At 63.8% G+C, this 26,729-nt stretch carries 18 protein-coding genes; 4 read left to right on the forward strand and 14 right to left on the reverse strand.

Annotated features, from left to right (window positions below):
• The 6 genes from MOV74_RS07915 to MOV74_RS07940 all read right to left on the reverse strand — a co-directional run.
• Positions 1-1,135, reverse strand: a 1,135-nt coding sequence (locus tag MOV74_RS07915) for an amidase (RefSeq protein ID WP_246919839.1), incomplete at its 3' end; no start/stop codon positions are given.
• The gene (locus MOV74_RS07920; protein ID WP_246919840.1) at positions 1,132-1,329 is read right to left on the reverse strand and encodes a hypothetical protein; all 198 of its coding nucleotides are present in this window, start codon (positions 1,327-1,329) and stop codon (positions 1,132-1,134) included. The genes MOV74_RS07920 and MOV74_RS07915, both read right to left, overlap by 4 nt.
• A complete protein-coding gene (locus MOV74_RS07925; RefSeq protein WP_246919841.1) occupies positions 1,326-2,387 on the reverse strand; it encodes an ABC transporter ATP-binding protein in 1,062 nt (353 codons plus the stop codon). Before MOV74_RS07925 ends, MOV74_RS07920 begins: the two co-directional genes overlap by 4 nt.
• A gap of 2 nt (positions 2,388-2,389) precedes the next feature.
• On the reverse strand, positions 2,390-3,292 hold the full coding sequence (locus tag MOV74_RS07930; RefSeq protein WP_246919843.1) for an ABC transporter permease: 903 nt from the start codon (positions 3,290-3,292) through the stop codon (positions 2,390-2,392).
• A gap of 210 nt (positions 3,293-3,502) precedes the next feature.
• On the reverse strand, positions 3,503-4,456 hold the full coding sequence (locus tag MOV74_RS07935) for an ABC transporter permease (RefSeq protein ID WP_246919844.1): 954 nt from the start codon (positions 4,454-4,456) through the stop codon (positions 3,503-3,505).
• A 198-nt stretch (positions 4,457-4,654) separates the two neighbouring features.
• Positions 4,655-6,310: an ABC transporter substrate-binding protein gene (locus tag MOV74_RS07940; protein ID WP_246919845.1), complete on the reverse strand. Its 1,656-nt coding sequence runs from the start codon at positions 6,308-6,310 to the stop codon at positions 4,655-4,657.
• 198 nt (positions 6,311-6,508) lie between these two features.
• On the opposite strand from MOV74_RS07940, the gene MOV74_RS07945 reads away from it, so the two are divergent.
• Positions 6,509-8,104 (forward strand): ABC transporter substrate-binding protein, encoded by a 1,596-nt coding sequence (locus MOV74_RS07945; protein ID WP_246919846.1) that lies wholly within the window; start codon positions 6,509-6,511, stop codon positions 8,102-8,104.
• Between the two features lie 126 nt (positions 8,105-8,230).
• On the opposite strand, the gene MOV74_RS07950 is transcribed toward MOV74_RS07945, so the two are convergent.
• The gene (locus tag MOV74_RS07950) at positions 8,231-10,456 is read right to left on the reverse strand and encodes a CHASE2 domain-containing protein (protein ID WP_246919850.1); all 2,226 of its coding nucleotides are present in this window, start codon (positions 10,454-10,456) and stop codon (positions 8,231-8,233) included.
• Positions 10,457-10,596: 140 nt separating this feature from the next.
• Entirely contained in the window at positions 10,597-16,443 is a 5,847-nt protein-coding gene (locus tag MOV74_RS07955; RefSeq protein WP_249797467.1) for a VCBS domain-containing protein, read from the reverse strand.
• Positions 16,444-17,061: 618 nt separating this feature from the next.
• Here MOV74_RS07955 and MOV74_RS07960 point away from each other — a divergent pair.
• The gene (locus MOV74_RS07960) at positions 17,062-17,793 is read left to right on the forward strand and encodes a transglutaminase-like cysteine peptidase (protein WP_246919852.1); all 732 of its coding nucleotides are present in this window, start codon (positions 17,062-17,064) and stop codon (positions 17,791-17,793) included.
• Between the two features lie 175 nt (positions 17,794-17,968).
• Positions 17,969-19,093: a lysozyme inhibitor LprI family protein gene (locus tag MOV74_RS07965; protein ID WP_246919853.1), complete on the forward strand. Its 1,125-nt coding sequence runs from the start codon at positions 17,969-17,971 to the stop codon at positions 19,091-19,093.
• 188 nt (positions 19,094-19,281) lie between these two features.
• Here the strand turns inward: MOV74_RS07965 and MOV74_RS07970 are convergent, their stop codons facing one another.
• The 6 genes from MOV74_RS07970 to MOV74_RS07995 all read right to left on the reverse strand — a co-directional run bounded on the left by MOV74_RS07970 (position 19,282) and on the right by MOV74_RS07995 (position 26,077).
• A complete protein-coding gene (locus MOV74_RS07970) occupies positions 19,282-20,481 on the reverse strand; it encodes an ABC transporter substrate-binding protein (RefSeq protein WP_246919854.1) in 1,200 nt (399 codons plus the stop codon).
• Between the two features lie 81 nt (positions 20,482-20,562).
• Complete coding sequence (locus tag MOV74_RS07975; RefSeq protein WP_246919855.1) at positions 20,563-22,401, reverse strand: long-chain fatty acid--CoA ligase; 1,839 nt, start codon at positions 22,399-22,401, stop codon at positions 20,563-20,565.
• A gap of 95 nt (positions 22,402-22,496) precedes the next feature.
• Complete coding sequence (locus MOV74_RS07980; RefSeq protein ID WP_404979130.1) at positions 22,497-23,318, reverse strand: ABC transporter ATP-binding protein; 822 nt, start codon at positions 23,316-23,318, stop codon at positions 22,497-22,499.
• Positions 23,290-24,048: an ABC transporter ATP-binding protein gene (locus tag MOV74_RS07985; RefSeq protein WP_246919856.1), complete on the reverse strand. Its 759-nt coding sequence runs from the start codon at positions 24,046-24,048 to the stop codon at positions 23,290-23,292. The genes MOV74_RS07980 and MOV74_RS07985 overlap by 29 nt, the downstream gene beginning before the upstream one ends.
• Entirely contained in the window at positions 24,045-25,196 is a 1,152-nt protein-coding gene (locus MOV74_RS07990) for a branched-chain amino acid ABC transporter permease (RefSeq protein ID WP_246919857.1), read from the reverse strand. Before MOV74_RS07990 ends, MOV74_RS07985 begins: the two co-directional genes overlap by 4 nt.
• 5 nt (positions 25,197-25,201) lie before the next feature.
• On the reverse strand, positions 25,202-26,077 hold the full coding sequence (locus MOV74_RS07995) for a branched-chain amino acid ABC transporter permease (RefSeq protein WP_094892962.1): 876 nt from the start codon (positions 26,075-26,077) through the stop codon (positions 25,202-25,204).
• Between the two features lie 263 nt (positions 26,078-26,340).
• On the opposite strand from MOV74_RS07995, the gene MOV74_RS08000 reads away from it, so the two are divergent.
• Positions 26,341-26,729, forward strand: a 389-nt coding sequence (locus MOV74_RS08000; protein ID WP_246919858.1) for an ATP-binding cassette domain-containing protein, incomplete at its 3' end; no start/stop codon positions are given.

Below are 26,729 nucleotides of genomic sequence, written 5' to 3' on the forward strand. Positions count from 1 at the left end.
CGATCACCGCATCGACGCCGGCGGTGGCCGCGCTGTGTGCGGCGAGTGCCGGGCCGCGCCAGCGCATCGCCTCCAGATAGGTGATGGCGGGAACGGTGAGACCGTTCTGAAGCCGCATCAGGACCTGCGGGCCATAATCCTGCGGACGCTCGATCATCCAGCGCTTGTGGAAGGCGGCAGCTTCGGCGGCGAGCACGAGCTGGCTCGCAGAGGACAATTGCCGCTGGTCCGGCAGCTCGACCGTCACAATGTCGGCGCCCTCGCGCTTCAGCACCGCGATGGTCTCGTCCAGCACGCGCGCCACCTCGCTGTCGAGATCGTCGACATAGAAGGACGCGGGCACGCCGATCTTGAGGCCCTTCAGCGAGCCCTTGGTCGCAGCGACATAGTCCGACAGCGGCTCATGGCTGCAGGTCGAATCCGCGGGGTCCGCACCGGCCATCAGCGCCAGCAGCAGCGCGCAGTCCTCGGCGGTCCGTGCGAGCGGGCCGACGGTATCGATCGATTGCGACAGCGGCATTGCGCCGGCGCGGCTGACGCGGCCGACGGTGGTCTTGAGGCCGGTGACGCCGCAGAAATGCGCGGGCATCCTGATCGAGCCGCCGGTGTCGGAGCCAAGTGCCGCATAAGTCAGCCGCGCCGCAACCGCCGAACCGGAGCCGGATGAGGACCCGCCGGTGATGTGGGCGACGTTCCAGGGATTACGCACCGGGCCGTAATGGGCGTTGTGTCCGGTCGGGCCGTAGGCGAATTCGGCGAGGTGCAGCGTGCCGAGGCGCACCTGTCCGGCATCCTTCAGCCGCTGCAGAGCCGTAGACGTGACGGTTGGCACGAAGTCGCGGCGGATCAGCGAGCCGCAGGTCGAAACCTTGCCGGCATCGTAATACATGTCCTTGTGCGCGAGCGGCACGCCGTGCAGCGGACCACGAACATTGCCCCTGGCGAGTTCGGAATCGGCAGCTTCCGCCGCCTTCAATGCTGCCTCGGCCTCGACCGACATGAAGGCGTTGAGATGCGGCTGCCACTGCGTGATGCGCTGCAGCAGCGCGCGCGTCACCTCATGCGAGGACACCTGCTTCATCGCGATCGCGCGCGCGACCTCGGTGAGCGTCATCAATGCTGGCTCGGTGCTCATTTCGAGACCTTCTGCGTCTGCACGATCGGATAGAGTGCGGGCTCGAGGTCGAAAGGCAGCGTGCCGGCGATGGCCTCGAAGCCTTCGAAGGCAGGCCCGATGGAGTTGGAGATGCGCATCGCGATCTCGTCGTCCACGGGGACGCCGGCGATTTGCGCGATCGGCTTGATCTCTTTCGGTGTCGGTCTCGTCATGCGGTCTTCTCCCTGGGCGCGCGGCTATGGCCTGAACCCGGTATGGCCATGTAGCACGCGGCCTCGTGGCCCATTCTATCGAGCGCAGTGAGCTTTGGTGTCGCATTTGCGCAGAGCGGCTCCGCAAACGGGCAACGGGTGTGGAAGCGGCAGCCCGAGGGCGGATCGATCGGATTGGGCGGATCGCCCGTGATCGGCGGCGTCTCGGTGCGCCTGTCGGGGTCGGAGGACGGCATCGCAGCGAGAAGCGCGCGCGTGTAGGGATGCGCTGGGCTATCCCAGACCTGGTCGACCGGACCGAGCTCGACGACCTCGCCGAGATACATCACCAGCACGCGATCCGAGATGTAGCGGACGACGTTGAGGTCGTGGCTGATGAACAGATAGGTCAGGCCGAACTCGCGCTTGAGATCGGCCAGCAGATTGAGCACCTGCGCCTCGACGGATTTGTCGAGCGCGGAGACGGCTTCATCCAGGATCACCAGCCTTGGCGACAAGGCCAGTGCTCGCGCGATGTTGACGCGTTGGCGCTGGCCGCCGGAGATCTCGTGCGGATAGCGGCTCGCGAAATTTTCCGGGCGCAAGCCGACCTTGCCGAGCAACTCGCGCGCGAGGGTGCGCGCCGCGCCGTCGGCCATGCCGTGGACCTTGGGGCCGAAGGCGATCGATTCCTCGATGGTCAGGCGCGGATTGAGCGAGGCGTACGAGTCCTGGAACACCATCTGCATGCCGCGGCGCAGTTCGCGCAGCGACAGCGACTGTCCGACGGTCATGCCGTCATAGATGATGTCGCCGGTATCGCGCGGCATCAGATGCATGAGCAGCCGCGCCGTGGTCGACTTGCCGCAGCCGGATTCGCCGACGATGCCGACGGTCTCGCCCTTGGCAACAGTGAAGGAGACATTGTCGACGGCGCGCACGGTTCGCTTGGCGGCGAACAGCCCGCCGCGCACCGGAAAATGCTTGGTCAGGCCGTTGACCTGCAGCAGGGGCTGCGCGACGCCGCCGACGTCCTCGACGGGCTCAAGCATTTCGACGGATGTGTTGTTCTCGCTCATGGCTAGTTCCTGATGTCCATGGCGCTGCGCAGGCCGTCCGAGAGCAGGTTGAAGCAGATCGAAACCGCGAAGATCATTGCGCCCGGCAATGCTGCGACCCAGGGATTGACGTAGATTGCGGTCCGCAAGGTGTTCAGCATCAGTCCCCATTCAGGCTCCGGCGGCTTGGTGCCGAGACCGAGGAAAGAAAGACCGGCGGCCAGGATCATCGAGACCGAAATGAGACTGGTGGCATAGACGAAAATCGACCCCAGCACATTGCCGAGGATGTGCACGCGCATGATGGTGAAGGGCCCGGCGCCCGAGGCACGCGCGGCCTCGACGAAATCCATGTTGCGCACGCCTGTCGTGACGCTCTCGGCGACGCGGGTGATCTGCGGCACGAACACGACCGTCAACGACACGATGGAATTGAGGATGCCGGCGCCGAGTGCGCCGGAGATCGCGATCGCCAGCAGCACCGACGGGAAGGCATAGAACACGTCGACCGTCCGCATGATCGCCGTGTTGAGCTTGCCGCCGACATAACCGGCGACGAGGCCGAGCGAGGTGCCGATGCAGAAGGCGAGGATCACGGGCAAAATGCCGATGACCAGCGACAGCCGTCCGCCATAGATCAGGCGCGCCAGCATGTCGCGGCCGAGCTCGTCGGTGCCGAGCGGGTAGCCCGCTGTGCCGATGTGGCGCAGGCGGCGGATCATCGAGCCCTTGTAGGGATCTTCCAGACCCAGCCATGGCGCGAGGATCGCCGAGAGGAAGATCAGCAGCAGCACCAGCGCGCAAGCCATGCTGACCTTGTCGCGCCTGATACGGCGGCCGACGGTCGCCCAATAGCCGCGCGCCTTGGTCGTGGGCGCGGCCTGGAGCGCGGCGTCGGTGGTGGCGGACAACGGAAGCTCGCTCATTGGCTGGCTCCCCTTGCGCATTGGTGTAGTCGGAGCGAGCCCGAAAGGCAGTGCACCTCTCCCGCTTGCGGGAGAGGTCGGCGCAACGCGCCGGGTGAGGGCTTTCCCCTCTGGAGGGTTCTCGCGAGTGGAGACACCCTCTCCCCGTCCCTCCCCCGCAGGCGGGGGAGGGTGCGCACCGTTTGCTTGGTTACAGCTGGGCTCATCCCGTCAGCCCCGCTTGATGCGCGGGTCGATCGCGGCTTGCGCGATGTCGACCAGGAGATTGAGGAAGACGAAGAACAGCGCCAGGATCAGGATCGTGCCCTGCAGCAGCGGCAGATCGCGCTGGAAAATTGCCGAGTTGAGCAGGAAGCCGGAACCCGGCCAGGAGAACACGGTCTCGATCAGGATCGAGCCGCCGAGCATATAGCCGAGCTGAAGCCCCATCACCGCAAGCGCCGTGGGCGCGGCGTTCTTGATGACGTGGCGGAACACGCCACGCTCGTGCAGGCCTTTTGCGCGTAAAGCCTCGACGAAGTCCTGGCTGAGGATATCGCCGGTGAGCGCGCGTACGGTACGGGTGACGATGCCCATCGGAATCACCGACGTCGTGATTGCCGGCAGCACCAGATATTTCAGGTGAGCCCAGTCCCAGGCCCAGGAGTTGGAGCCGTTGGGCCCGGCACCGACCGCGGGCAGCCAGTTCAGCTGCACCGAGAAAATGATGACGAGCACCATGCCGAGCCAGTAATGCGGCACCGACACGCCGGCGATGGCGAAGGAGGTCGCGACCTTGTCGATCCAGGTCTCGCGAAAATAGCCGGCGATCAGGCCGAGCAGGATGCCCATGGTGAAGCCGATGATCGCGGCGGCAATCGCCAGCGTGACGGTGTTGCCGACCGCGCGCATGACCTCGGCAAGCACGGGGCGGCCGGTGGCGATGGAATTGCCGAGATCGCCATGCAGCGCGCGCAGGAGCCAGAGGCCGAACTGCACCGGCAGCGGGCGGTCGAAGCCATAGGCGGTACGCAGCTGCGCGGCAAGCTCCTGCGAGGCGTCGGCCGGCAGCACGGCCACCAGCGGATCGCCTGGCGTGATGTGCACGAGCAGGAAACACACCAGCGCCACGCTGATGACGATCGGAACGACATAGACAATGCGTCTGGCGATATAGGCGAGCACGTTGCTTCTTTTTCTTCCCTTCTCCCCTTGTGGGAGAAGGTGGCGCGAAGCGCCGGATGAGGGGTTCTAGCCGCGGAGATTATTGCATCGATGGAGGGGTTAACTCCCGCGGAGAGAGACCCCTCACCCGGCTTCGCTGTCGCGAAGCCACCCTCTCCCACAGGGGGAGAGGGTGCATCGACTACGTGGCTCGCCTCACTAGTTCATCGACACCAGCGAGAAGTCGATGAACCAGCTCTTCGGCTGCACGACGCCTGTCACCTTCGGGCTCATGGCGCGCGGGCCGACGTCGTGGGCGACGTAGAGGAAGGCGGCGTCGTCGACGGAGGCCGCGTGCAACTCGGCGAGCGCGGCGTCACGCGCGGCGGGATCGAAGGTCTGGCGCGCCTTCTTCACCAGTTCGTCGAACTTGGGCTCGTTGATGAAGCCCCAATTGTTCGAGACCGGCGCCGCCATGCCTGACTGCAGGAAGCGCACCAGCGCAAAGAACGGGTCCATCGCCGCATAGGTGACATTGGTCGCATTGGCGCCGTTGGCGCTGGGATCCTTGGCGCCGCGGCGCCAGTTGGTGAACAGCGTATTCCATTCGATGACGTCGAGCTTCACGTCAAAATAGCACTCGGCGAGCGCCTGCTGGAGATATTCGTTCATCGGCAAGGGCTGCATCTGGCCCGAGCCCGAGGCGGAGGTTTGCGTCTTTACCGTCAGCTTCTTGTTGGGGCCGAAACCGGCCTCCTGCATCAGCTTTTGCGCAGCTGCCTTGTCGTACTTGATCTCGAAGGCCGGCTTGCCGCGCCAGGGGTGGCCGGGCTCGAAGGTGCCGGTCGCCGGCACCATCAGGCCAGCGAGCAGGCCGTCCCTGAGGCCCTCGCGATCGACGCAGAGGTTCGCGGCCTTGCGCACGCGGATGTCGTTCCAGGGCGAACCCTCGATGCGCGAGAACTGCCACGGCCAGACATGGGGCTGCTCGTTGGCGTAGAGCTTGAAGCCGCGCTGCTTCAGTTCGGGCAGCGCGTCCGGCGCAGGTGCCTCGACCCAATCGACCTGTCCGGAGAGCAGCGCCGCGGTGCGCGCGTTTGCCTCCGGCATCGGCAAGAGCACCATCTTGTCGACCTTGGGCACACGCGCCTTGTCCCAATAGCTCGCATTCTTCACGAGCTCGAGCCGCTCGCGCGGCGTGAAGCCCGCCATTTTCCACGGACCGGTGCCCGCTGCGTCCTTGGCAAACGCAGTCCATGCGGCCTGCGACTTGGCCTTGGCATCGGCGCCTTCCGCCTTGTCATAGAAATGCTGCCACTTCGCCGGGCTCGCCATGAACAGATTGGTGAGGTTGATCGGCAGGAAGCTGTCGGGCTCCTTGGTGGTGAGTTCGACGGTCATGTCGTCGATCTTCTTGGCGGAGGCCAGCGTCGGCATGCGCGAAGCGGTGACGCCGACTTGGCTGGCGTCGAATTGCGGCGCGTCCTGCTTCAGCACCTTCTCGACGTTCCACACCACGGCGTCGGCATTGAAGGGCGAACCGTCGTGGAAAGTCACGCCGGGGCGCAGCTTGAACACCCACTTGGTCTTGTCGGCATCGTCGACCTTCCACTCGGTGGCAAGGCCGGGGATCACCACGCTCGCCTTTTCGGCAGAGGACAGGTCCCAGCCGGTCAGCGCGTCATACATGGTGAGGCCGGTGAAGCGATTGCCTTCAAAACCCTGATCTGGCTGGCCCAGGGTACGCGGAATATCGGCAGCGGTCATGCCGATGCGCAGCACGGTCTCCGCGCTGGCGGCGCGCGGCCATGCAGCCGCCGTCGTTAGAGCGAGCACCGCGATCAATGCCGCGCGCGTGTTCTTCTTAGTAAGCATCGCCTCAATCCTTTTCCGGCTTCGATGACTATTTTTGATGCAATCGTATGCAATGGCTATGCCAAAGAGAAACTTATTCTGCAATTTAGCCATGCGACGACAAGTCCTTGTGGGTCGCGGGTGGGTGCACGCGTCGCGCTGCCTATTCTGGCATCAAGATTGCAAGCTTGCTCCCGAAATCCCTGGGAGCTCTAGGCCATGCGTCTTCGTCTATCGATCTGTCTCGCCGTGCTTGCGCTGGCATCGTCCGCAATCTCGACACGTGCCGAAACGGTGGTGCGATATGGCATCTCGATGGCGGATATCCCGCTGACGACGGGGCAGCCCGATCGCGGCGCCGGCGCCTATCAGTTCACGGCGTACACGATCTACGATCCCCTGGTGGCCTGGGAGATGGACGTCGCGGACCGCCCCGGCAAGCTGGTGCCGGGTCTTGCGACCGAGTGGAAGGTCGACGACGCCGACAAGACCAAATGGCGCTTCACGCTTCGCAACGGGGTGAAGTTTCACGACGGCAGCGAGTTCAATGCCGATGCGGTGATCTGGAATCTGGACAAGGTGCTCAACGACAAGGCGCCGCAATTCGACAAGCGGCAGAGCGCGCAGGTGAAAACCCGCCTGCCCTCCGTCGCGAGCTACGCCAAGATCGACGACTTCACGGTTGAGATCACGACCAAAACGGTCGATTCCTTCTTCCCCTATCAGATGCTGTGGTTCCTGGTGTCGAGCCCCGCGCAGTATGAGAAGCTCGGCAAGGATTGGGACAAGTTCGCGAGCCAGCCCTCCGGCACCGGCCCTTTCAAATTGACAAAACTGGTGCCGCGCGAGCTCGCCGAACTCTCCAAGAATCCGGACTACTGGAACAAGAAGCGCATTCCCAAGGCCGACAAAATCGTGCTGGTGCCGATGCCGGAAGCGCTGACCCGCACAAACGCGCTGCTTGCCGGGCAAGTCGATCTGATCGAGACGCCGGCACCGGATGCCGTGCCGCAACTCAAAGCCGCGGGCATGAAGCTCGTCGACAACGTCACGCCCCATGTCTGGAATTATCATCTCAGCGTGCTGCCGGGCTCGCCCTGGACCGATATCCGCCTGCGCAAAGCGCTGAACCTCGCGATCGATCGCGAGGCCGTGGTCGGCTTGATGAATGGCCTTGCGAAACCCGCCAAGGGCCAGGTCGACCCGTCGAGCCCATGGTTCGGCAAACCGAGCTTCGAATTGAAATACGATCTCGCTGCGGCGAAGAAGCTGGTCGAGGAGGCCGGCTATTCAAAAGCAAAACCGCTGAAGGCGACCTTCATCATCGCGCAGGGCGGCACCGGCCAGATGCTGTCGCTGCCGATGAACGAATTTTTGCAGCAGAGCTTCAAGGAGATCGGCATCGAGATCGACTTCAAGGTCGTCGAGCTCGAGACGCTCTACACGCATTGGCGCAAGGGCGCGGCCGACGAGATGAATGCCGGCATCACCGCCAACAACATCGCTTATGTCACCTCCGATCCGCTCTACGCCATTGTCCGCTTCTTCCATTCGGGCCAGATCGCGCCGGTCGGCGTCAACTGGGGAGGTTACAAGAACCCGAAAGTCGATGCACTGATCGACGAGGCCAAGCAGACTTTCGATGCCGCCAAGCAGGACGAGCTGCTGGCACAGGCGCATGCGCTGATCGTGGATGATGCCACGCTGGTCTGGGTCGTCCACGACACCAACCCGCACGCGCTGTCGCCGAAGGTGAAGCAGTTCGTGCAGGCCCAACACTGGTTCCAGGATCTGACGACGATCGGGATGGAGTGAGAGGGACCGCCGGCCATTGCCGTCGTAGGTGGGCAAAGCGAAACGTGCCCACCATCAGAGCGCGATGAGAGAGAGATGGTGGGCGCGGCGCTTCGCGCCTTTGCCCACGCGACGACGACGCGGCGCCTACTTCGTCAGCAGCGCATAGGCCCCGGTCCAGTTCTCCGGCGGCGGGTTGAGCTGGAAATCCTTGATACGCGCCTCGTAGAGCTTGAACAGCTTCTCCAGCGTGTCGGCATCCTCGCTTCGACGGCCGCGTTCGATCGCGTCCAGCGCGCCCTGCCAGTCGCGGCCGCGATAGCAGCCGAGCATCTCGATGGTGATGTTGCGCAGGCGCTGGAAGGCGGCGGAATGCATCACGTCCTCGCGGCCGGCGATGGCGTAGATCACCTCCGGCTCGCTCTTGCCCTTGACCATGATGAAGTCGAGCTCGAGGATTGCGAACTTGTCCTTGGCCGCGAGCGCGGTGCTGGATCCGACGATGATCGGGAAGCCGTATTCCTTGGTCTGCCCTTCCAGGCGCGAGGCGAGGTTCACGCAGTCGCCGAGCGCCGTATAGTTCTTGCGCAGATCGGAGCCCATGTTGCCAACCACGCCGATGCCGGTGTTGAGGCCGATGCCGACATTGAGCGGGATGTAGACGTGGCCGCCGTCGGCGGCCTCCTGCTCGCGCTCCTTGTTGACCTCGTCGATCTTCTCGAGCATGCCGACCGCCGCCGCGCAGGCATTGAGCTCGTGCTCGGCATCGTCGAGCGGCGCGTTCCAGAACGCCATGATGGCGTCGCCCATGTACTTGTCGACATAGCCCTTCCGCTCCGTGATCACATTGGTCAGCGGGGTCAGGAAGCGGTTCATCAGGGCGGTGAGACCTTGCGGATCGTGCTTGTAGCTCTCCGAGATCGAGGTGAAGCCGCGCACGTCGGAGAACATGATCGTGATCTCACGCTCCTCGCCGCCGAGGACGAGCTTTTCCGGCGTGAGCTGCTCGACCAGCGCCGGCGACAGGTATTGCGCGAACATGCCGCGGATCTCCTTGCGCTGCCGCTGCTCGCGCACGAAGCTCGCGAAGATCAGCGTCAGATAGACCGCGGTGGTCGAGAGCAGAGGATAGGTGAAGTCGATGAGATAGCGGTATTGCGCGTAGAAGAACCAGGACACACCGACCAGGATGGCGGCGAAGGCCGCACCCGCCAGCACGAGGCGCACGGGGCCGAGATTCGGGGTCAGAATGATGACGAGCAGGCCAATGACGAGCGCGGCCAGCAGCTCGACGCCGAGCGCATAGTTCGGCTGCGAGATCACGGCACTGCTCAAGATGCTCTCCAGCACCTGGGCATGGATCTCGACCCCCGGCATGGCCCGGGATACCGGCGTGGTCTTGATATCGTTCAATCCGCCGGCGGAGGTGCCGACCAGCACCAGCTTTCCGGCGAATTTGGAGGGCGGCAGGCTATTGTCGAGCACGTCGACCGCGGACACGTAGATCGAGGGGTCCCGGCGTGCATAGTGCACCCAGAGCTGACCGTTCTTGTCGGTCGGAATTTCCACGCCCTTGAGCCGGATCGACCTGACACCGGCCTTGTCCGTGCGGACGAGCAAGGTCGGCGTTCCCGTGACGACGCGCAGGATCTCGAGGCTGAGCGAGGGCATGATGTTGCCCTGGGCGCGCATGATCATCGGCACGCGGCGGATCAATCCGTCACGCTCGGTGCGGATCGAGAACAGGCCGCGCCCGGCTGCTGTCTTCTCGATGATCGGCACGTTGCGGAGCAGGCCGGGGAATTCGAACAGGAAGCGCTCGGCTCCCTCCTCGCCGAGGGTCGCCACCCCCGTGAACGGAAGCGATTTGTCGAGCTCGGACAGGACCTCCGGAAGCCCGGTCTCCCCCAGCACGACGCGTGAGCGCTTGATGGCGTCGGCAAGAATCTGGTCGTTGCTCGGCAGCTCGCGCAACTTGGCACGGGTGGCATCGTCCAGATAGCGCATCTGGCTCGCAACCTGATCCGGGTTAAGCCGATCGGCTTCGGAGAAGACGACGTCGAAGCCGATCGCGGCCGCGCCGTTGTTGGTGAGGTTCTGGATCAGGTCGGCGATCCGCGTGCGCGGCCATGGCCACTGGCCGAGCCTCGCAAGGCTCTTGTCGTCGATGTCGACGATGACGACCGGCCGCGCCGTCTTGTGGCGCGGATCGATCAGCTGGAACATGTCGAAGGTGCGCAGCCGCAATTCCTGGATCGGCAGCGGATCCCAGAGGCGGGCGCCGGCAAACACGACCAGCAGCGCAAGGCACATCAGCCGCGCAAAGCCCAGCTTCCGCGCAAACCACCGCCGCAGGATCTTGAGACGTTTCATTTTGATCGGACTTCCTGCCAACCGCTGGGGTTCGATCTCGCACCGCCATGCCGCCGATGGCCACAGTTCGGCGACACAGGATAAGCAATTTTTGGCGCGATCAAAGCGGAATGAAGGGTCGCGTGCCTGGACGGACGCCTCTAACTCACATGAAGGATGAAGTCGCTGGCGTGGAGATTACCGACGACGGTGTTCTTCAGGAGAATCTTGTCGTTGCTGTCGAGCGTAAGCAAGGTATCGGTGCCCTGCTGCTCCGCGTGCTGCGAGACCTGTGTCCAAGACGTGATGCTGGTGAACTGCCGCAAGTCGATCTTGTCGAGGCAAGTCTCGAAGTCATTCACGGTGTGCTGAACCGCCGTCTGCGACGACGTTGGCGCGAACACGAACTGGTCCTTGGCGCCGCCGCCAATCAACGTGTCGCTCGACTCCGTCGCGAAAATGACGTCCTTGCCGTTGGCGCCTGCCAGAGTGATATCCTGGCTGCTCGCTCCCTCGACGAAGATGAAGTTGACCGTGTCGGAGTGGCCGGCCGAATCGGCGACGGTCAGCGTGATCTGGTCGGTCGCGGGCGGCTGCGGGTAATCATCGGTGCTGGCGCCTGTCGGATCGTAGACGACGCCAGTTCCGCCGCTCGCGAGGCCCGCGTTGATTGCGTCGAGCGACCCCGTCATCGGAGCGAAATAGACGGTGCTGACGTCCGGATTTGCGGTCGACAGCGTAACGGTGAACGTATCCGCCGCTGCGCCTGCATCGGTGTCGAGGACGGCAAGTTCGGTGATAATGTCGTTGCTGTTCTCGGTGATGTGCTCGACCTGGAAGCGCGTGGTGTCGATGACCGGGCCGCTGGCGTCGTTCGCCCCGGTCACGTCGACCGTGAGCGTGGCCGTGCCGGTCGCACCGTGCGCGTCCGTGGTCTGGACCGTGAACGCATCCGTGTAGGAGCCTGCCGGCAGCGCATTGATGGCCGCTGCATTGGGAACGTAGTTGTAGTTGCCGTCATGGTCGACCGTCAGCGAGCCGTAGAGCCCCGCAACGGTTGCGGTCGCATGATGATCCGCATTGAGGACGGCATAGGTCAGTGTCGCTGTCTCGCCGGTATCGGCATCGTGACCCGCCAGCGTGCCGGTCAGATCGGAGAAGGTGTCGGCAGCGGCCGTATCCGAGAGCGGGCCGATGTGGAGGTCGGCAAGCGTCGGCGCGTCGTTCGTGCCGGCGATGTTGACGGTGACGACTGCGCTCGTGCCAGCGCCAACAGCATCCGACGGAACGATGGTGTATTGCAGCGACAGCGTCTGGCCCGCGGCGAGGAAATCGAAGGCCTGGCTGCCCGAATTGAACTGCCACGTAAACTGGGCATGGGTAGCCGTGCCGTCGAGGATGTCGCCGGTCGGAACGGAGAGATAGTTCAGCAGGTCCGCCTGCGACAGCCCGCCGACGCTGCCGGATTGCGGCACGCCGTCGAGAGTAACCTGCACCTGGCTGACCGACACCGTGACGTGATCGGTCGCGTCGACGTCGGAAACCGTCAGCACGCCATGCGAAAGCTGGCCGGCATTGGTTTCCATCAGATCGGCAACGGCGCCGCCCGGCCCGGAGGTGCCGCTCGCCCAATCCGCATCGCCCTCGATTGCGAGGCTCTTGGCGGGGTTGACCGTATTGGCGGCCGTGGTCCCGCTGCCGTCGCCGAGCTGGTAATACGCGACCAGATCCGCTTCGCTGCCGGTGAGCGCGGTGAAATCGATCGACTGGATCTGCGCCTGCGTGAGCGCGGAGGTCCAGACGCTGACATCGGCGATCGAGCCGAAGAAGCCCTCCGCTCCAAAGCCCGCCGCGCCCGGCTCGCTCGCGGCGCCAATCATCATATAGGACGCCGACGGATTCGACGGGCTGCCGTCAATCGGATTGACGCCCCATGCCTGCGAATATTCGAGGTTTCCGTCGAGATAGAGCGTGAAGGTGCCGCTGTCGCGCGTCAGCGCGATGTTGTGCCATTGCGAGGCCGTGAGCGCGATGCCGGTATCCTCGATGTCGACGCCGCCCGCGAGAATCTGCAGCTCCAAGGTACCATCGACGTTGGCGGTGCCGAGCAGACCGAAGCCGGTGGTCGAGGTGTTGCCGTTGTAGAACAGGATCTGGCCGTGGCCGGGATCAGTGCCCCCATTCCAGTTCACCCAGCCGTCCAGCGTCACGCCATCGGTGGCGACCGTCGGCACCTCGCCGACTGCGATCGTCTGGCCGTCGAAGTTCATGTAGTCCGACGTGGCATAGGAAACCGCCGGCGCATCGTTGGTGCCGGTGATCGTGACGGTGACGTCCTGGCTGACCTTGCCGCCCTGCTGGTCGTCGAACGTGACGGTGTAGACCTGGGTGATGGTCTGCCCCTCCGCCAGTGACTGCAGCACGGGATCGCTGTTATCCAGCGTGAAATGCCAGCCCAGCGTCGCAGCGGTGCTGGTATCGCTGCCCGATTCGGACACCGCGTCGATCGAGAAGGTGCCGATATGCGCACCGCTTCCGAAGCCCGGCAGGTCGGTGCTGACGGACGACGATTTGAACACCGCCTGCGCCGTGTGGGTGTCGATCAGGTCGAGGTCCTGGATCGCCAGCGTGCCGCAGGTCGTCAGCGAGGCGCCCTCATCCTCGGTGACCGCGCCCGTTGCCGCGTCAGCATCGCTCGTGATCGTCGGCGCGTCGTTGGCGCCTGTGATCGTGACGGTGACGTCCCGGCTAACGATGCCGCCATGATGATCGTCGAACGTGACGGTGTAGACCTGAGTGATGGTCTGCCCTTCGGCCAGCGACTGCAGCATCGCGTTGCTGTTGTCGAGCGTGAAGTGCCAGCCGAGCGTCGCGCCGTTGTTGGTGTCCGTAGTGCATTCGAGCACCGACGGATCGATCGTGAAGGTGCCGATGTTCGTGTCGTTGGCATCGAAACCCGGCAGAGCCGAGCTGACCGATGACGACTTGAACACCGCCTCCGCCGTATGCGTGTCAATCAAGTCGACGTCCTGGATCGCCAGCGTGCCGTCGATCGACAGCGTCAGGTCCGCGTCCTCGACGACATGACCTGTTGCCGCCGCGGCATCGCTGGTGATGGTCGGTGCGTCGTTGGCGCCCGTGATGGTGACGGTGACGTCCTGAGTGACCGTCGCATTGTGATTGTCAGTGAAAGTAACGGTGTAGACCTGGGTGATGGTCTGCCCTTCGGCCAGCGACTGCAGCATCGCATTGCTGTTGTCGAGCGTGAAGTGCCAGCCCAGCGTCGCGCCGTTGTTGGTATCCGCAATGGATTCGAGCACCGACGGATCGATCGTGAAGGTCCCGATATTGGTCGACCCATCCACAAAGCCGGGCAGATGCGCGCTGGAGGCCGACGATTTGAACATCGCCTCCGCCGTATGCGTGTCGATCAGGTCCAGATCCTGGATCGCCAGCGTGCCGCCGATCGAAAGCGTCAGGCCCGTATCCTCGATGACCTTGCCCGTTGCCGCCGCAGCGCCACTTGTGATGGTCGGCGCATCGTTGGCCCCGGTAATGGTGACCGTGACGTCCCGGGTGACCGTCCCGCCGTGATGATCGTCGACCTTGACGGTGTAAACCTGAGTGATGGTCTGGCCCATGGCCAGCGACTGGAGCACCGGATCGTCATCGTCGAGCGTAAAGGTCCACTTCACCGATCCCAGAGAGCTGACGCCCGGACTCTCGACCACCGGCTCAAGCGCGAACGTGCCGACATGCGACGTGCCGTCGCTGAAGCCGGGCAGATGCGCGCTCGAAATCGTCGACTTCAGGACGAAACTCGCGGTGTGGGTGTCCGTGAGATCGGGGTCGTTGAACGTGATGGTGCCGTTGGCGGCGAGCGTGGCCGCGCTATCCTCGGTTACCGCACCTGTCGGGGTGGTGGAGTCTTCGACGATCGTCGGCAGGTCGTTGGTGCCCTCGACATTGACGTCCGCACCGTTGATGGACACGGTGATCGGCGTGCTGACGACGCCGCCGTGCCCGTCATCGACCTGCACCACATAGTTGAGCGTCAGCGTCTCGCCTTCGGCGAGGAAATCGAAGAGATGGTCGGGAACGCTGTAGGTCCAGGTGGCCGAGCCGTTGTTGCCGTTTCCGGCGCCCTGCACCACGGTCAGCGGCACCTCGACGGCGGCGATCGCGGCGCGCTGCTCCGGCGTCAGCGTCGCGGTGATATCGTGGCCTTCGGCATCGAGATATTTGAACGGGTGGGTGGACGAGAGCGCCGCGCTCACGATCGGCCGGTCCGTCAGATCGACGTCGGTGAAGGCGACCGTGCCCGTGATGGTGTCCAGAGCCTCGTTGCCGGTCCCGACCTTCTCGATGACGGCGCCGCCTGACGTCGCGACGGTGGGCTTGTCGTTCGTTCCCGTGATCGTGATGGTGATCGGGACGAACTTGCTCTCGGGGTTGACTGCGAAATTGGTGTCGACGCGGACCATGTAGGTCAGCGTCAGCGTTTCGCCCGCGGCGAGGAAGTCGAAGACGTTGTCGGGGATCGTGTAGGTCCAGACCGCCGAGCCGTTGTTGTTGTTGGCACTGTCGGCAACGACACTGATCTGGATCTGCGTCGCCGCGATGTCCTGCTTCTGGAGCGCGGAGAGCGAGCCGGTGACGTCCTGCTGGCCGGCGTTCTTGTAGACGTAGTTCGGCGCGTCGTCGAGGCTCACCGACACCGTCGGGCGATCGCCGAGGTTTTGATCGACGAAGGTGATCCGGCCGGAGACCGTGTCGGTATGCGCCGTATCGCCCGTGGTGTCCGCGCGCTCGGTCAGCGCGAACGCCGTCTTCACGTTGCCGCCGAGATCGAGGCTTTGCACCAGCGGCTGGCCGGGCATACGGGTGACGATCGGCGTGGAATTGCCGGGACTATCCTGTCCCTGCGGATTGAGGTTGACGAAGGTCGCGGTCACGACGGCGCCGGACCCCGACTTCAACACCACTTCCTGAAAGACCGGCGTGAGCGTGTCGGTGAAGTTCGTGGTCAGCTTTGTGTTGGTGTTGTTGTCGGTGAACTTCAGCGTGAACACGTCCGTGATTAGCTTCTGCACGTCCGGCGACATCAGCGCATTGGAGATCGAGACGTTGCCGCCGCTGATCTGGATCATCTGGCCGGCCTGGTTGACCGTCGCGATCGGCAGCAGCGTGACCTTGTCGAACAGGATGTAGGAGCCCGTCGTGCCGTTCGGCTCGACCAGCACCTGGAAGCTCGCCTGCGGCTGCGGATCGCCGCCGCCGGCGGGAACGACGAAGTTGATCTGGGTCAGCACGGCGGTGCCGCGGATGCCCATGGTGGCGACCGGCGTGTCGATCTTCATGTCGCCGTGCTTGGCGGTCTCGCCGGCGACGAAGGTGATGGTGCCCGCGACCAGGCTGAGCAGCGAGGAATTGCTCGACCCGTTGGGGTCGTAGACCATCTCGTTCAGCACCATCCGCGCGTTGGAGGACAGGCCGAACACGGTGCCGTCGATGAAGGTGATGCCGAGCGTCGAATCGGCGCCGGTCGAGACCACGTCACCCTTCTCGACGTTGTCGCCGTTGTTCAGGATGACCGAGACGCCGTTGCGGATCGCGGTCGCGCTGCCCACGAGCTTGGTGACGTGGCCGATGACCTGGGCCGCGGCCGCACCGGGCGCGGCTTGCGCAACCTGGACATGACCCGTGAGCGCGTTGACGACGTCGCCGCTGAGATGGGCGCCGTCGGGGGAGGCGAGCGCGGCACGCTTATCGCCCCTGAAATAATCGTGAACGACGAACTCGTGCCCCTCGTGGGACAGCACGAGATCGAGCCCCGTGCGCTTGAACTCGCCGTTGAAGATCAGATTGGGGTCGGGAACAACGAACGCGCCCTCAGGCACATGACCATGCGCTTTCGCCGTAAAGGAATCGACATGGCCCGCTGCAGACGAACGGGAACCTTGGCCGTCCAAAGAAATCGCGGCGTCAAATTGGCCAGCGTAATTCAATCGGGCACCGTAAAAGGGTTAAAATTTAAGTAAGTATCGACCGCCTAAGCTTGCATAGCATTAGGAAGTCCTTAGCGATACCATCTATTGCTTGTGTGATTTCGCATCACTTGGCACCAAGAGGCCCCGCGGGTCGGAACCTCTCCAGAGAAGCCAAGGTAATCCCTCAAGTATTCTGAAGTCGAATTTAGCTCGTTTCCACGCATTTCCAGTCATCCAGAGTAACCTGCTGTATAGTCACGCAGCAGATACTTGCATCATCTTTCCTTCACGGGGTCCCGCAGCATCCTGCGGCAAATACGGAGTTAAATCTGTGACCTAACTAACAGAACCCCATGAAATAGGGGTTGTTGGCCATAGGACGCAGATTCGGCACCCCCACAACTTTTGCCTGCAATTGGCTCCCTTTCGCGGCAGCCGGACACGATTAGCCTCCGAATCGTAAAATTTTACGCAATTTGGGCAGGCCCGTTTCAGCCTGTTCCCTGGTTTTGGCGCCCCCTCCCGGCGCGTTAAGCAGAACAAAACGGCCCGTCTCGCACTATCTCCACGAAAGCAACAAAGCCCGGCACGTCGAGGTCGAGGGGGACCTGGCGAAGCCCGGGAAGGGGATGTCAGATGGAGACGGCTGCTTGCTCGCGCGCCTGGCGCGCAATCCTTGTCATGTGCGGATTGATCCTGCTCGGATCGGTCGCCGAGCTCCGCGCCGGCACGCTGCTGTCGCCGGGAGCAGGCCTTCTCGTGCGCAAATCCGCCGAGCCGTTCGGCGTGTTCGCCTTCGCCATCTCGTCCGGCAGCCTGCAGCAGAAATGGTCCGCGTTGAAGCACAGGCTCGACGACGACATGGTGCAGCTTGCGCTCTGCGACGGTGACCGGGACAATTGCGCATCGCCTGCGGCCCTGAAGCTGCTCGCCATCGTCGACCAGGCCCGCGCCCGCGACGGCCGCGCACGGCTCGGCGAGACCAACCGCGCCATCAACCTTGCCATCCGGGCCGCCAATGACGGCATCGACGACGTCTGGAGTTCACCGCTTGCGACCTTCGCCCGCGGCGCCGGCGATTGCGAGGACTACGCCATCGCCAAGCTGGCCGCGCTGCGGCTGGCGGGCATGGCGCCTGAGGACCTCCGCATCGTCGTGGTGCGCGACGTCAGGGCCGGCGAAGAGCATGCGGTTGTCGCCGCGCGTCTCGGCGGACACTGGCTGATGCTCGACAACCGCCGCATGGCGATGGTCGAGGACGACGCTGCGCGGAGCTACCAACCGCTGTTCGCGCTCTACCAGTCGGCCGTGATGAAATATGTCGACGAACCCGCGCGGCTCTCGATGGTCGCCGTCGAGGCCCATTGATTGTAGCGGCCTCGTAGCCCGGATAGAGCGCAGCGCAATCCGGGACGGTGCCGCCGTTGCACGAATCCCGGATTACGCTTGCGCGCCATCCGGCTTACGAACCACCCGACACAAACTCATTCCACCGCGCGATCCAAACCGCTAGCATGGCGCCTTCCATGCGGGGGCGACTGGAATGCGGTTCATCGTGCCGACTGTGCTTGCGTTGCTGGCGTTGCCGGCGGTTCCGGGCTTCGCGCAATCCGAGCCAGCCGACCGTTCCGTCGCCGACCGGCTGCCGCTGTTTGCAAGGAACAATTGTCAGCTGATTCGCGACCCCGGCAATCAATTGTTCTGCGGTGATGCCACGCTCGCCGCCGCTGCCGAGAAGCTGAGCGCGGCGATCGAGGGGCGGCTCGCCCGCCTGCCCGATCGGCTGCCTGGGATCGAGGAAAATGCGATCTGGATCCGCCAGCGCAACCTCAGCTGCGGCATCGTCGGCCAGACCGCGATCCGCACCGACGAGTTCGACCGGGTGAAGGCCTGCCTGCTCAAGGTGACCGAGGAGCGCGCGGCGATCGTGCGCGATCCCGATTTCGACTGCCTTGCGGCCAACACCGCGGCGGGCGCGCTGATCTGCGCGGACCCGTCGCTGGCGCTCGCGGAAACGGAGCTCAACGGCCAGGTGCTCGGCCTGATCGGCAAGCTGGATCCGATCGCGGCGCGCTTTGCCTTCGCCGAATATGGCAGGTGGACGCGCGAGCGCGATCGCAAATGCAATCTGGTCGGCAAGGAGAATGTGCCGCTTCAGGAGCTCGAAACCGCGGAGGAGTGTCTTGCGGATCATTTGAGGCGCAAGACCGACGAGATCCGTACGGCGAAGGGCGACCCCAAGAAGGTGTTCGGCCGGCAGGTCGCGGCCCGCATCCCCGACACCGACGCGGTCGATTTTTGCGCGGCGCGTATCCATGCGGCCAATTCCTGCGGCAACTTCCTCCGCATCAACCGCGTCTACGCGCTCGACAGCCAGGTGACCGAGCAGGAGGCGCAGGTCACGGGCGAGATCGAGATGGCCGTGCTGGCGCCCTTCACCATGTGCAGCAAGGTCGCCTCCAACTGCACCGGCACCTGCTGGGACGCCAGGACGGGTCGGCCGCAGCCCGGAACTGGCAACAAGGAGCGCTCGGCCGAAGCCTTCAACGTGACGCGCCGGCTGCGTATCCAGCGGACTTTTGCCTTCGTGAAAGCCGCCGACGGCTGGCGTTGCCGGGAGGATGAACTGGCCCCGGTGAATTCGGGGACGGCGAGCGGGGGGTCGTAGGCTCTTCTCGCAGCGAGCGCGCTTTCTTCCTTCGCCCCTTGCGGGAGAAGGTGGCGCGCGCAAGCGCGCCGGATGAGGGGTTCTCAGCATTTGCAAGACTGTTCGAGAGGATAGATACCCCTCACCCGGCCCGCCGCTTGCACCCTCTCCCGCAAGGGGAGAGGGTGCACCGTCAATGCCGCAATAGATCAATACATCAGATTGTCCTTCACCAGCACCCAGCGCCCGCCCTTGATCTGCTGCACCTGGGTGATGGTATTGGCGAGATGGTCGGTCTTGGAGAACTTGGTCGGCGGCGAGTTGAAGATGTCGAGGAATTTTTCGCCCGACTCCAGCGAATCCAGCATCTTCTGACCCGTGAGATCCTTACCCGCCTTCTGCGCATAGAAGGCGAAAGTCATCACCGCATTGTAGCCGATCATGGCCTGCGTATTGGCCTCGGTGCCGAAGGTCTTCTTGTAGTTGACAATCCAGTCCTTCACCTTGTCCTTGGCCGTGTCCTCGTAGGGGATTTCGAAGAGGCTGGCCGCATAGAGCCCTTCCACCGCGTCCTTGCCCAACGCTGGCACATCCAGCACGTTGGTCGGCGACGCGCCCAGGAAGGTGACGTCCCAGCCGAGCTTCCTGGCTTCCGTCATCGAACCGATGGTCTCGCGGAGAATGGTGCCGAGCACCACGAGATCGCAGCCATCAGACTTCATCTTGGCGACCTGCGCGCTGAAGTCGGAGGCGCCGCGCTTGAAACTCGTGATCGAGGCCGGCTGCACCTTCATAGCCGTGAGCTGCTGGTTGAAGCCGTCGAGCACGTTTTTTCCGTACTCGTCGTCCTGGTGCATGATGCAGGGCTTCTTGAAGCTCTTCCACTCCATCATGTATTTGAGCGCCGCGCGCGTGCTCTCGACATAGGGCAGCAGATTGTTGAACTTCAGCCGCTCCTGCGGCTTGGCCGGATCGAACTTGAAGGTGAACTCGGCCGCCGTCAGCGGGAAGAGCTGTAGCACGCCGGCGTCGAACAGGATGTCCTGCGCGGCCAGCACGGTCGGCGATCCCATGGCTCCGACCATCGCGAAGATCTTGTCGCGCTCGATCAACTTTTGCGAAGCCAGCACGGCTTTCTTGGGATCATAGCCGCTGTCCTCGATGACCAGCCGGATCTTGCGGCCGTTGATGCCGCCCGCCGCATTGACCTCCTCGGTCGCCATCTTCATGCCATTTGCGACCGGGACGCCCCAGCCCTTGATCGGACCCGACAGGTCCTGATGGGTCCCGAGGACGATCTCGGTTGCCGAGATACCGTCGTTGGTGACCTTGGTTTGCGCTGTGGCCGGCAGACAGGTGAGCGCCAGCGCACTCACAGCAAGGCCGAACGTTCCGAACGATCTCGACATTGACGTCTCCTCTCCTAAAGGCCCGTGTTACGCGGAGGGCGAGGGCCATCGCTCCTCCGCTTTCCCAAATCGTCCTGCGCCTCACGCCACGGCGCGCTGGCGATACATCGCTTCGATCTCGGCGGCGTAGCGCTTGTTCACGAAGCCGCGCTTCAGCTTCATGGTCGGCGTCAGTTCTTCGTCTTCCGGCGTGAGCTGGCGCTCGATCAGGTAGAACTTCTTGATGGTCTCGACGCGGGCGAAATTGCCATTGACCTGCTCGATCTCGCGGCCGATCAGGTCCTGGATCTCCGTCGCCCGGCACAAGCTGGCATAATTGGTGAAGGGGATGTCGTGGTCCTGCGCGAACTTCTCGACGTTCTCCTGGTCGATCATCACGAGGCAGGTGAGGTACGGCCGCTTGTCGCCGATCACGACGGCGTCCGAGATGTAGGGTGAGAATTTGAGCTGGTTCTCGATCTCGGACGGCGTGATGTTCTTGCCGCCGGAGGTGATGATGATGTCCTTCATCCGGTCCGTGATCCGGACGAAGCCTTCATTGTCGATGGTGCCGACGTCGCCGGTGTGCAGCCAGCCGCGGGAATCGAGGGTCTCGGCGGTCTTCTCCGGCTGATTCAAATAACCCATGAACAGGAAGTCGCCCTTGATCAGGATCTCGCCGTCGGGCGACAGCGCGACCTCGCCCCAGGGCACCGCCGTGCCGACCGAGCCGAGCTTGATCCGCTCCGCCGGCATCATGGTGGCGACACCGCAATTCTCGGTCTGGCCGTAGAGCTCATGCATGTCGATGCCGAGCGCGAGATACCAGCGGATCAGCTCCGGCGCGATCGGCGCCGCCCCGGTGAAGGCGATGCGGCAACGATCCAGCCCGATCATGCGGCGGATGTTGCGAAATGCGACCCGGTAGGCGATGCGGCTCGCGAGCCGCAGCGGCAGTGGCGGCGCCTTACCCTCGAGCCTGTAGTCGACCATGCGGTAGCCAATGTCGATGGCACGGCGATAGACCCATTGCTGCAGCGGCGTCGCATCCTTCAGCGCGATCGTGATGGCCGAATAGAATTTCTCCCAGATGCGCGGCACCGCGAGGAAGACGGTCGGCTGCACCTCGCGCAGATTGTCCGGCACGGTCTCCGGGCTCTCGGCGAAATTCATCACCGAGCCGAGCGCGACCGAGATGTAGTAGCCGCCGATGCGTTCGGCGACGTGGCAGAGCGGCAGGAAGATCAGCCGCTCGTCGTCCTCCTGCGCCGGAATGAAATCGTTGGCATGCCGCATCTGGTGCGTGACGCTGCGGTTGGCATGCATCGCGCCTTTGGGCGGACCGGTCGTACCGGATGTATAGACGAGGATCGCGAGATCGCCGGCGCCGCGGCTGTCGATCATCTCCTGCCACAGCGCTTCGCGGCCGACCATGTGGTTGCGACCGAGCGCGCGAAACTCGTCGAGCGACATCACCATGTCGTCGGAGAAACCGCTGAGGCCCTCCATGTCGAACACGACGATCTTCTGCAAGCTCGCGCAGCGCGCGCGGCAGGCGAGGATCTTGTCGAGCTGCTCCTCGTCCTCGGCGAAGATCACTTTCGTTCTGGAATCGTTGACGAGATATTCGACCTGAGACGACGCATCGGTCGGGTAGATGCCCGAGGCGACGCCGCCCGCGCACAGGATGCCCATGTCGGCATGGACCCATTCGGGAACGGCGTTGGCGATGATGGAGGCGACGTCGCCGGGCATGAAGCCGGAGGCGCGAAGCGCGTAGGCAATTTCCTTCGATATCTCCAGCCACTCGCGCCAGCTCGTCGGCTGCCAGATCCCGAATTTCTTCTCTCGGATGGCCGGCCGCTCGCCCCGCGTCTCGGCAGCGCGCAGAAAGCACTTTGCGATCGTATCGGCGACCGTCAGCACCGCCGGTCGGGCCATGCGCCTCTCCTCCTTGTCGCTCTCCCCTCCGCTGCCTGCCTTGCCGGCGGTCTTTGCTTGCGGATGGACAATCTCATCTTACTGCCAGCTCTTCCTCACCGCCACGTCTTCTTCTTTTTCCAGCGCCGCTCGCCTCGCGCACCCGCTTCCTTGGCGCCAAGGTAGAACTCCTGGATGTCCTGGGAATGCATCAAGCGGTCGCAGCTGTCGTTCATCACGATGCGGCCGATCTCCAGCACGTAGCCGTAATGCGCGGTCTCCAGCGCGACCTTGGCGTTCTGCTCGACCAGCAGGATCGACATGCCCTGCTCCTCATTGACGCGGCGGATGATGGTGAAGATCTCCTTCACCAGCAGCGGCGACAGGCCGAGCGAGGGCTCGTCGAGCAAGAGCAGCATCGGCCGGTTCATCAGGGCGCGCCCAATCGCCAGCATCTGCTGCTCGCCGCCGGAGAGCTGGCCGGCCGGCTGGCTGATGCGCTCCCTCAGGCGCGGGAAATAACCATAAACCCGCTCCAGATCCTCCGCGACGCCGTCGCGGTCCTTGCGCGGATAGGCCCCCATCATCAAATTCTCGCGTACGGACAGGAACGGAAACACCTCGCGCCCCTCCGGCACGTGGCTGAGGCCGAGCCGCACGATCCTGTCGGCTTCCATGCGCTGGATCGGCTTGCCCATGAATTCGATCGAGCCCTTCTGCGGATCGAGAATGCCCGAGATGGTCTTCAGGACCGTGGTCTTGCCGGCGCCATTGGCCCCCAGCAGCGTGACGATGCGGCCGCGCGGCACTTCCAGCGAGATGCCGCGAATCGCCATGATCGGCCCGTAATAGCTCTCGACGTTGGAGAGCTTCAGGATGGTCTCGGGTGTCGCGATCGCATCCATCGCCTCATGCTCCCAGATACGCAGCGACGACATCGGGGTGCTGCTGCACCTCGGCCGGCGAGCCCATCGCGAGCACCCTGCCGTAGTTCAGCGCGATGACGCGATCGGAGACGCGGTTGACCAGCGACATGTCGTGCTCGACCATCAGCACGGTGATGCCGAGCTCGCTCTTCATGTCGCGGATCCAGAACGACATGTCGTCGGTCTCCTCGACATTGAGGCCGGACGACGGCTCGTCGAGCAGGATCAGCTTCGGCTCCGAGCAAAGTGCGCGCGCCAGCTCGATCACCTTGCGCACCCCGTAAGGCAGGCCGGAGATCAGCTTGTCGCGATAGGGTTCGAGATCGAGGAATTCGATGACCTGCTCGACCCTGCGGCGATGCACCTTCTCGTTCGCGCGCACGCTCGGCAGGAACAGGAGCTCCTGCCATAGCTGCGTGGTCGAGTGCCGATGGCGGCCGACCAGGAGGTTGGAGAGCACGGTCGCATTCTCGAACAGCTCGATGTTCTGGAAGGTCCGCGCGATGCCGAGTTTTGCGATGTCGTAGGGTGGCTCCTGCGTGATGTCCTGGTCCTCGAAGAAGATGCGGCCCGAGGTCGGCCGGTAGATGCGCGAGATCAGGTTGAAGATCGAGCTCTTGCCCGCACCGTTCGGCCCGATGATCGACAGGATCTCGCCCTTCTCGACCGCGAAGGACACCGCATCGACCGCCTTCAGGCCCCCGAAATGCAGCGACAGGTTCTCGGCGCGGAAATAGCTCATCGGTTCCGCTCCGACTTCACGTAGATCTTCTGCCGCTTGAAGGTTGCGCGCTTGTAGAGCGGGAACAGCTGGAAGAAGAGCTTGATCTTCAGCCAGCGGCCGTAGAGCCCGAGCGGCTCGAACAGCACGAACAGCACGATGATGATGCCGTAGATCGCGCCCTTCAGGCCGTTGAGCGAGGCGAAGGCCGCGACCTTCGACTGGATGGTTCCCGCGGTGGACGGGCCGGCGCCGAATGTCGCGGCGATGCCGCCGATCATGCCTGGCAGGTCGTCCTTCAAATACGTCAGGAAGGGATCGATCATCACGATGAAGATCGCCCCCAGCACCGCGCCATGCAGGCTGAAGGTGCCGCCGATCAGGATCACGATGATGAACTCGATCGAAAGCTGCAGCGTGAACATCTCCGGCGAGATGAAGGAGAGCTTGTGGGCGAACAGCACGCCGGCAAAGCCGGTGATCGCCGCCGAGATCGCAAAGGACTTCACCTTGTAGAGCGCGACATTGACGCCCATGCTGCGTGCCGCCGTCTCTGAATCGCGGATCGCGACGAAGGCGCGTCCCGTCGGCGAGCGCAAGAGATTCAGCGTACCGATGATGGTCAGCACCAGCACGGAGAGGCAGAGGAAGTAGAAGGTGGGGCTGTCGCGCGGCACCGCGACGCCGAGCAGCGACAGCGTCTTGACCCGCATGCCCTCGTTGCCGTGGGTGACGCTTTCCCAGCGCGCCAGGATCTCCTCGACGATCAAGGCAAACGAGATGGTGGCGATGACGAGGTAGATGCCGGTCAGGCGCAGGGCGGGAAAGCCGACCAGGGCGCCGATCAAGCCGGTCAACGCGCCGGCGGCCAGGAAGTAGACCGGGAACGGCACGTTATATTTCTGCAAATAGGCCGCCGTGTAGGCTCCGATGGCGAGGAAGGCGGCGTGGCCGAGTGAGGCCTGGCCGGTAAAGCCGGTCAGGATCAGCAGCGCGACGCCGACGGTCGCATAGATGCAGACGAAGACGAGCTGGCTCATCAGATAGCTGGAGAGCACGAAGGGCGCGATCAACAGCAGTGCGAGCAGGATTCCGTACGAGACCAGATAGCCCGAATGCGGGACCAGCTTGATGTCGTCCTCATAGTCGGTCTTGAACAGGAAGCGCATGGTGTTCAGACCTTCTTGCGGACGTGATGGCCGAACAGGCCTTCAGGCTTCAGGAGCAGCACCGCGAGCAGCACGAGGTAGGGCGCGACGTCCTTCCAGCCTTCGGGCAGGTAGAAGCCGGCCATACTCTCGATCACGCCGATCAGGACGCCGCCGACCACCGCCCCCGGGATCGAGCCGAAGCCGCCGAGGACCGCGGCGGGAAACGCCTTCAAGCCAAGCACGAGACCGACATTGGAATGGATGAAGGTGATCGGCGCCAGCAGCACGCCGGCGCAGGTCGCGACCGCCGCGCTGATCGCCCAGACAATCGACACCACGCGTTTAACCGGGATGCCCATGTAGTAGGCGGCGAGCATGTTCTCGGAACTGGCGCGCATCGCAGTGCCGAGCGTGGTCTTGTTGAAGAAGAGATAGAGCAGCGTGCACAGGATCATCGTCGCCGCGATCACCGACAGCTTGTCATAGGCGAGCACCAGCGAGCCGATCCGCAGCACGCCCTGGCTGAACGGAGTCTCGATCTTCAGATCATCGGTGCCCCAGATCATGCCGGCGATCGAGCGCAGGAAATAGCCGAGCCCGATCGTCGCCATGATGATGGAGAATTGCGGATAGCCGAGGATCGGCCGCACCACCACGCGCTCCGCCAGCATGCCGAACAGCGCCATCGCGGCCACCGCACCGGCAAAACCGATCCAGTAGTTGAGGCCCATCATGCCGATGAAGGTGAAGGCGAAGAAGCCGCCGAGCATCATCAGGTCGCCCTGGGCGAAATTGACGACCTCGGTGGCCTTGTAGACGAGCACGAAGCCGAGCGCGATCAGGCCGTAAACGCAGCCGAGCGCAACACCGCTGACCAGCTGCTGAACGAAATCCAGCATCGACGCGCGTCCTCCCGATACAACCGGCGGCTCTTTCCGACCGCCTTGCCGCATCTTGTGTCCAGTCGCTACGCAGTCGTGTCGCTGCGTTGGCGCCATTTGTCCGGAACCAATTCAGCCTGAACCGTCCAGCGCTGTCAACAAACGGTGACTTGCCTTTAGTCCAATCCGGAGCGCGGAATTTGCGGCAGCGCGATTCATGGTGCCGAAACATCTTCGGGTCCATGGTCGCGGGCGATGCAAAACCGGATGGTGTGGCCGTCATGAAGTCGGACAGCTCGGCACTGGAAGTCCTGGGGTTAACGAAGCGTTTTGACCGTCTGGCGGTCGACGGCCTCGATCTCACCGTCCACGCCGGCGAATTCTACGCCCTGGTCGGCCCCAACGGCGCCGGCAAGACAACGACTTTGCGCATGGTCGCGGGCCTGCTGCGCCCCGATGCGGGCGCGGTCTCGATCTTCGGCATCGATGCGCTCCAAGACCCCGTTGCCGCCAAGCAGGTAATGGCCTGGGTCTCCGACGAGCCGATGATCTACGACAAGCTGACCCCGCTCGAATATCTCGAATTCGTCGCCGGCCTCTGGGGCATCGCGCCGTCGGCCTCGGAGCCGGTCGCGCAGGAGCTGCTCGGCTCGCTCGGCCTCGAGCCGCA

It is taken from the genome of Bradyrhizobium sp. SHOUNA76, from assembly GCF_023006445.1.
In the GTDB taxonomy this organism is placed as follows: domain Bacteria; phylum Pseudomonadota; class Alphaproteobacteria; order Rhizobiales; family Xanthobacteraceae; genus Bradyrhizobium.

What these genes read in the sequence shown, in the direction of transcription:
- MOV74_RS07990 (WP_246919857.1), bottom strand. Translation starts at nt 25,196, where the DNA reads ATGCGCTTCCTGTTCAAGACCGACTATGAGGACGACATCAAGCTGGTC.
- MOV74_RS07950 (WP_246919850.1), bottom strand. Translation starts at nt 10,456, where the DNA reads ATGAAACGTCTCAAGATCCTGCGGCGGTGGTTTGCGCGGAAGCTGGGC.
- MOV74_RS07960 (WP_246919852.1), top strand. Translation starts at nt 17,062, where the DNA reads ATGGAGACGGCTGCTTGCTCGCGCGCCTGGCGCGCAATCCTTGTCATG.
- MOV74_RS07945 (WP_246919846.1), top strand. Translation starts at nt 6,509, where the DNA reads ATGCGTCTTCGTCTATCGATCTGTCTCGCCGTGCTTGCGCTGGCATCG.
- MOV74_RS07970 (WP_246919854.1), bottom strand. Translation starts at nt 20,481, where the DNA reads ATGTCGAGATCGTTCGGAACGTTCGGCCTTGCTGTGAGTGCGCTGGCG.
- MOV74_RS07995 (WP_094892962.1), bottom strand. Translation starts at nt 26,077, where the DNA reads ATGCTGGATTTCGTTCAGCAGCTGGTCAGCGGTGTTGCGCTCGGCTGC.
- MOV74_RS07920 (WP_246919840.1), bottom strand. Translation starts at nt 1,329, where the DNA reads ATGACGAGACCGACACCGAAAGAGATCAAGCCGATCGCGCAAATCGCC.
- MOV74_RS07940 (WP_246919845.1), bottom strand. Translation starts at nt 6,310, where the DNA reads ATGCTTACTAAGAAGAACACGCGCGCGGCATTGATCGCGGTGCTCGCT.
- MOV74_RS07980 (WP_404979130.1), bottom strand. Translation starts at nt 23,318, where the DNA reads ATGTCGTCGCTGCGTATCTGGGAGCATGAGGCGATGGATGCGATCGCG.
- MOV74_RS07925 (WP_246919841.1), bottom strand. Translation starts at nt 2,387, where the DNA reads ATGAGCGAGAACAACACATCCGTCGAAATGCTTGAGCCCGTCGAGGAC.
- MOV74_RS07930 (WP_246919843.1), bottom strand. Translation starts at nt 3,292, where the DNA reads ATGAGCGAGCTTCCGTTGTCCGCCACCACCGACGCCGCGCTCCAGGCC.
- MOV74_RS07975 (WP_246919855.1), bottom strand. Translation starts at nt 22,401, where the DNA reads ATGGCCCGACCGGCGGTGCTGACGGTCGCCGATACGATCGCAAAGTGC.
- MOV74_RS07985 (WP_246919856.1), bottom strand. Translation starts at nt 24,048, where the DNA reads ATGAGCTATTTCCGCGCCGAGAACCTGTCGCTGCATTTCGGGGGCCTG.
- MOV74_RS07965 (WP_246919853.1), top strand. Translation starts at nt 17,969, where the DNA reads ATGCGGTTCATCGTGCCGACTGTGCTTGCGTTGCTGGCGTTGCCGGCG.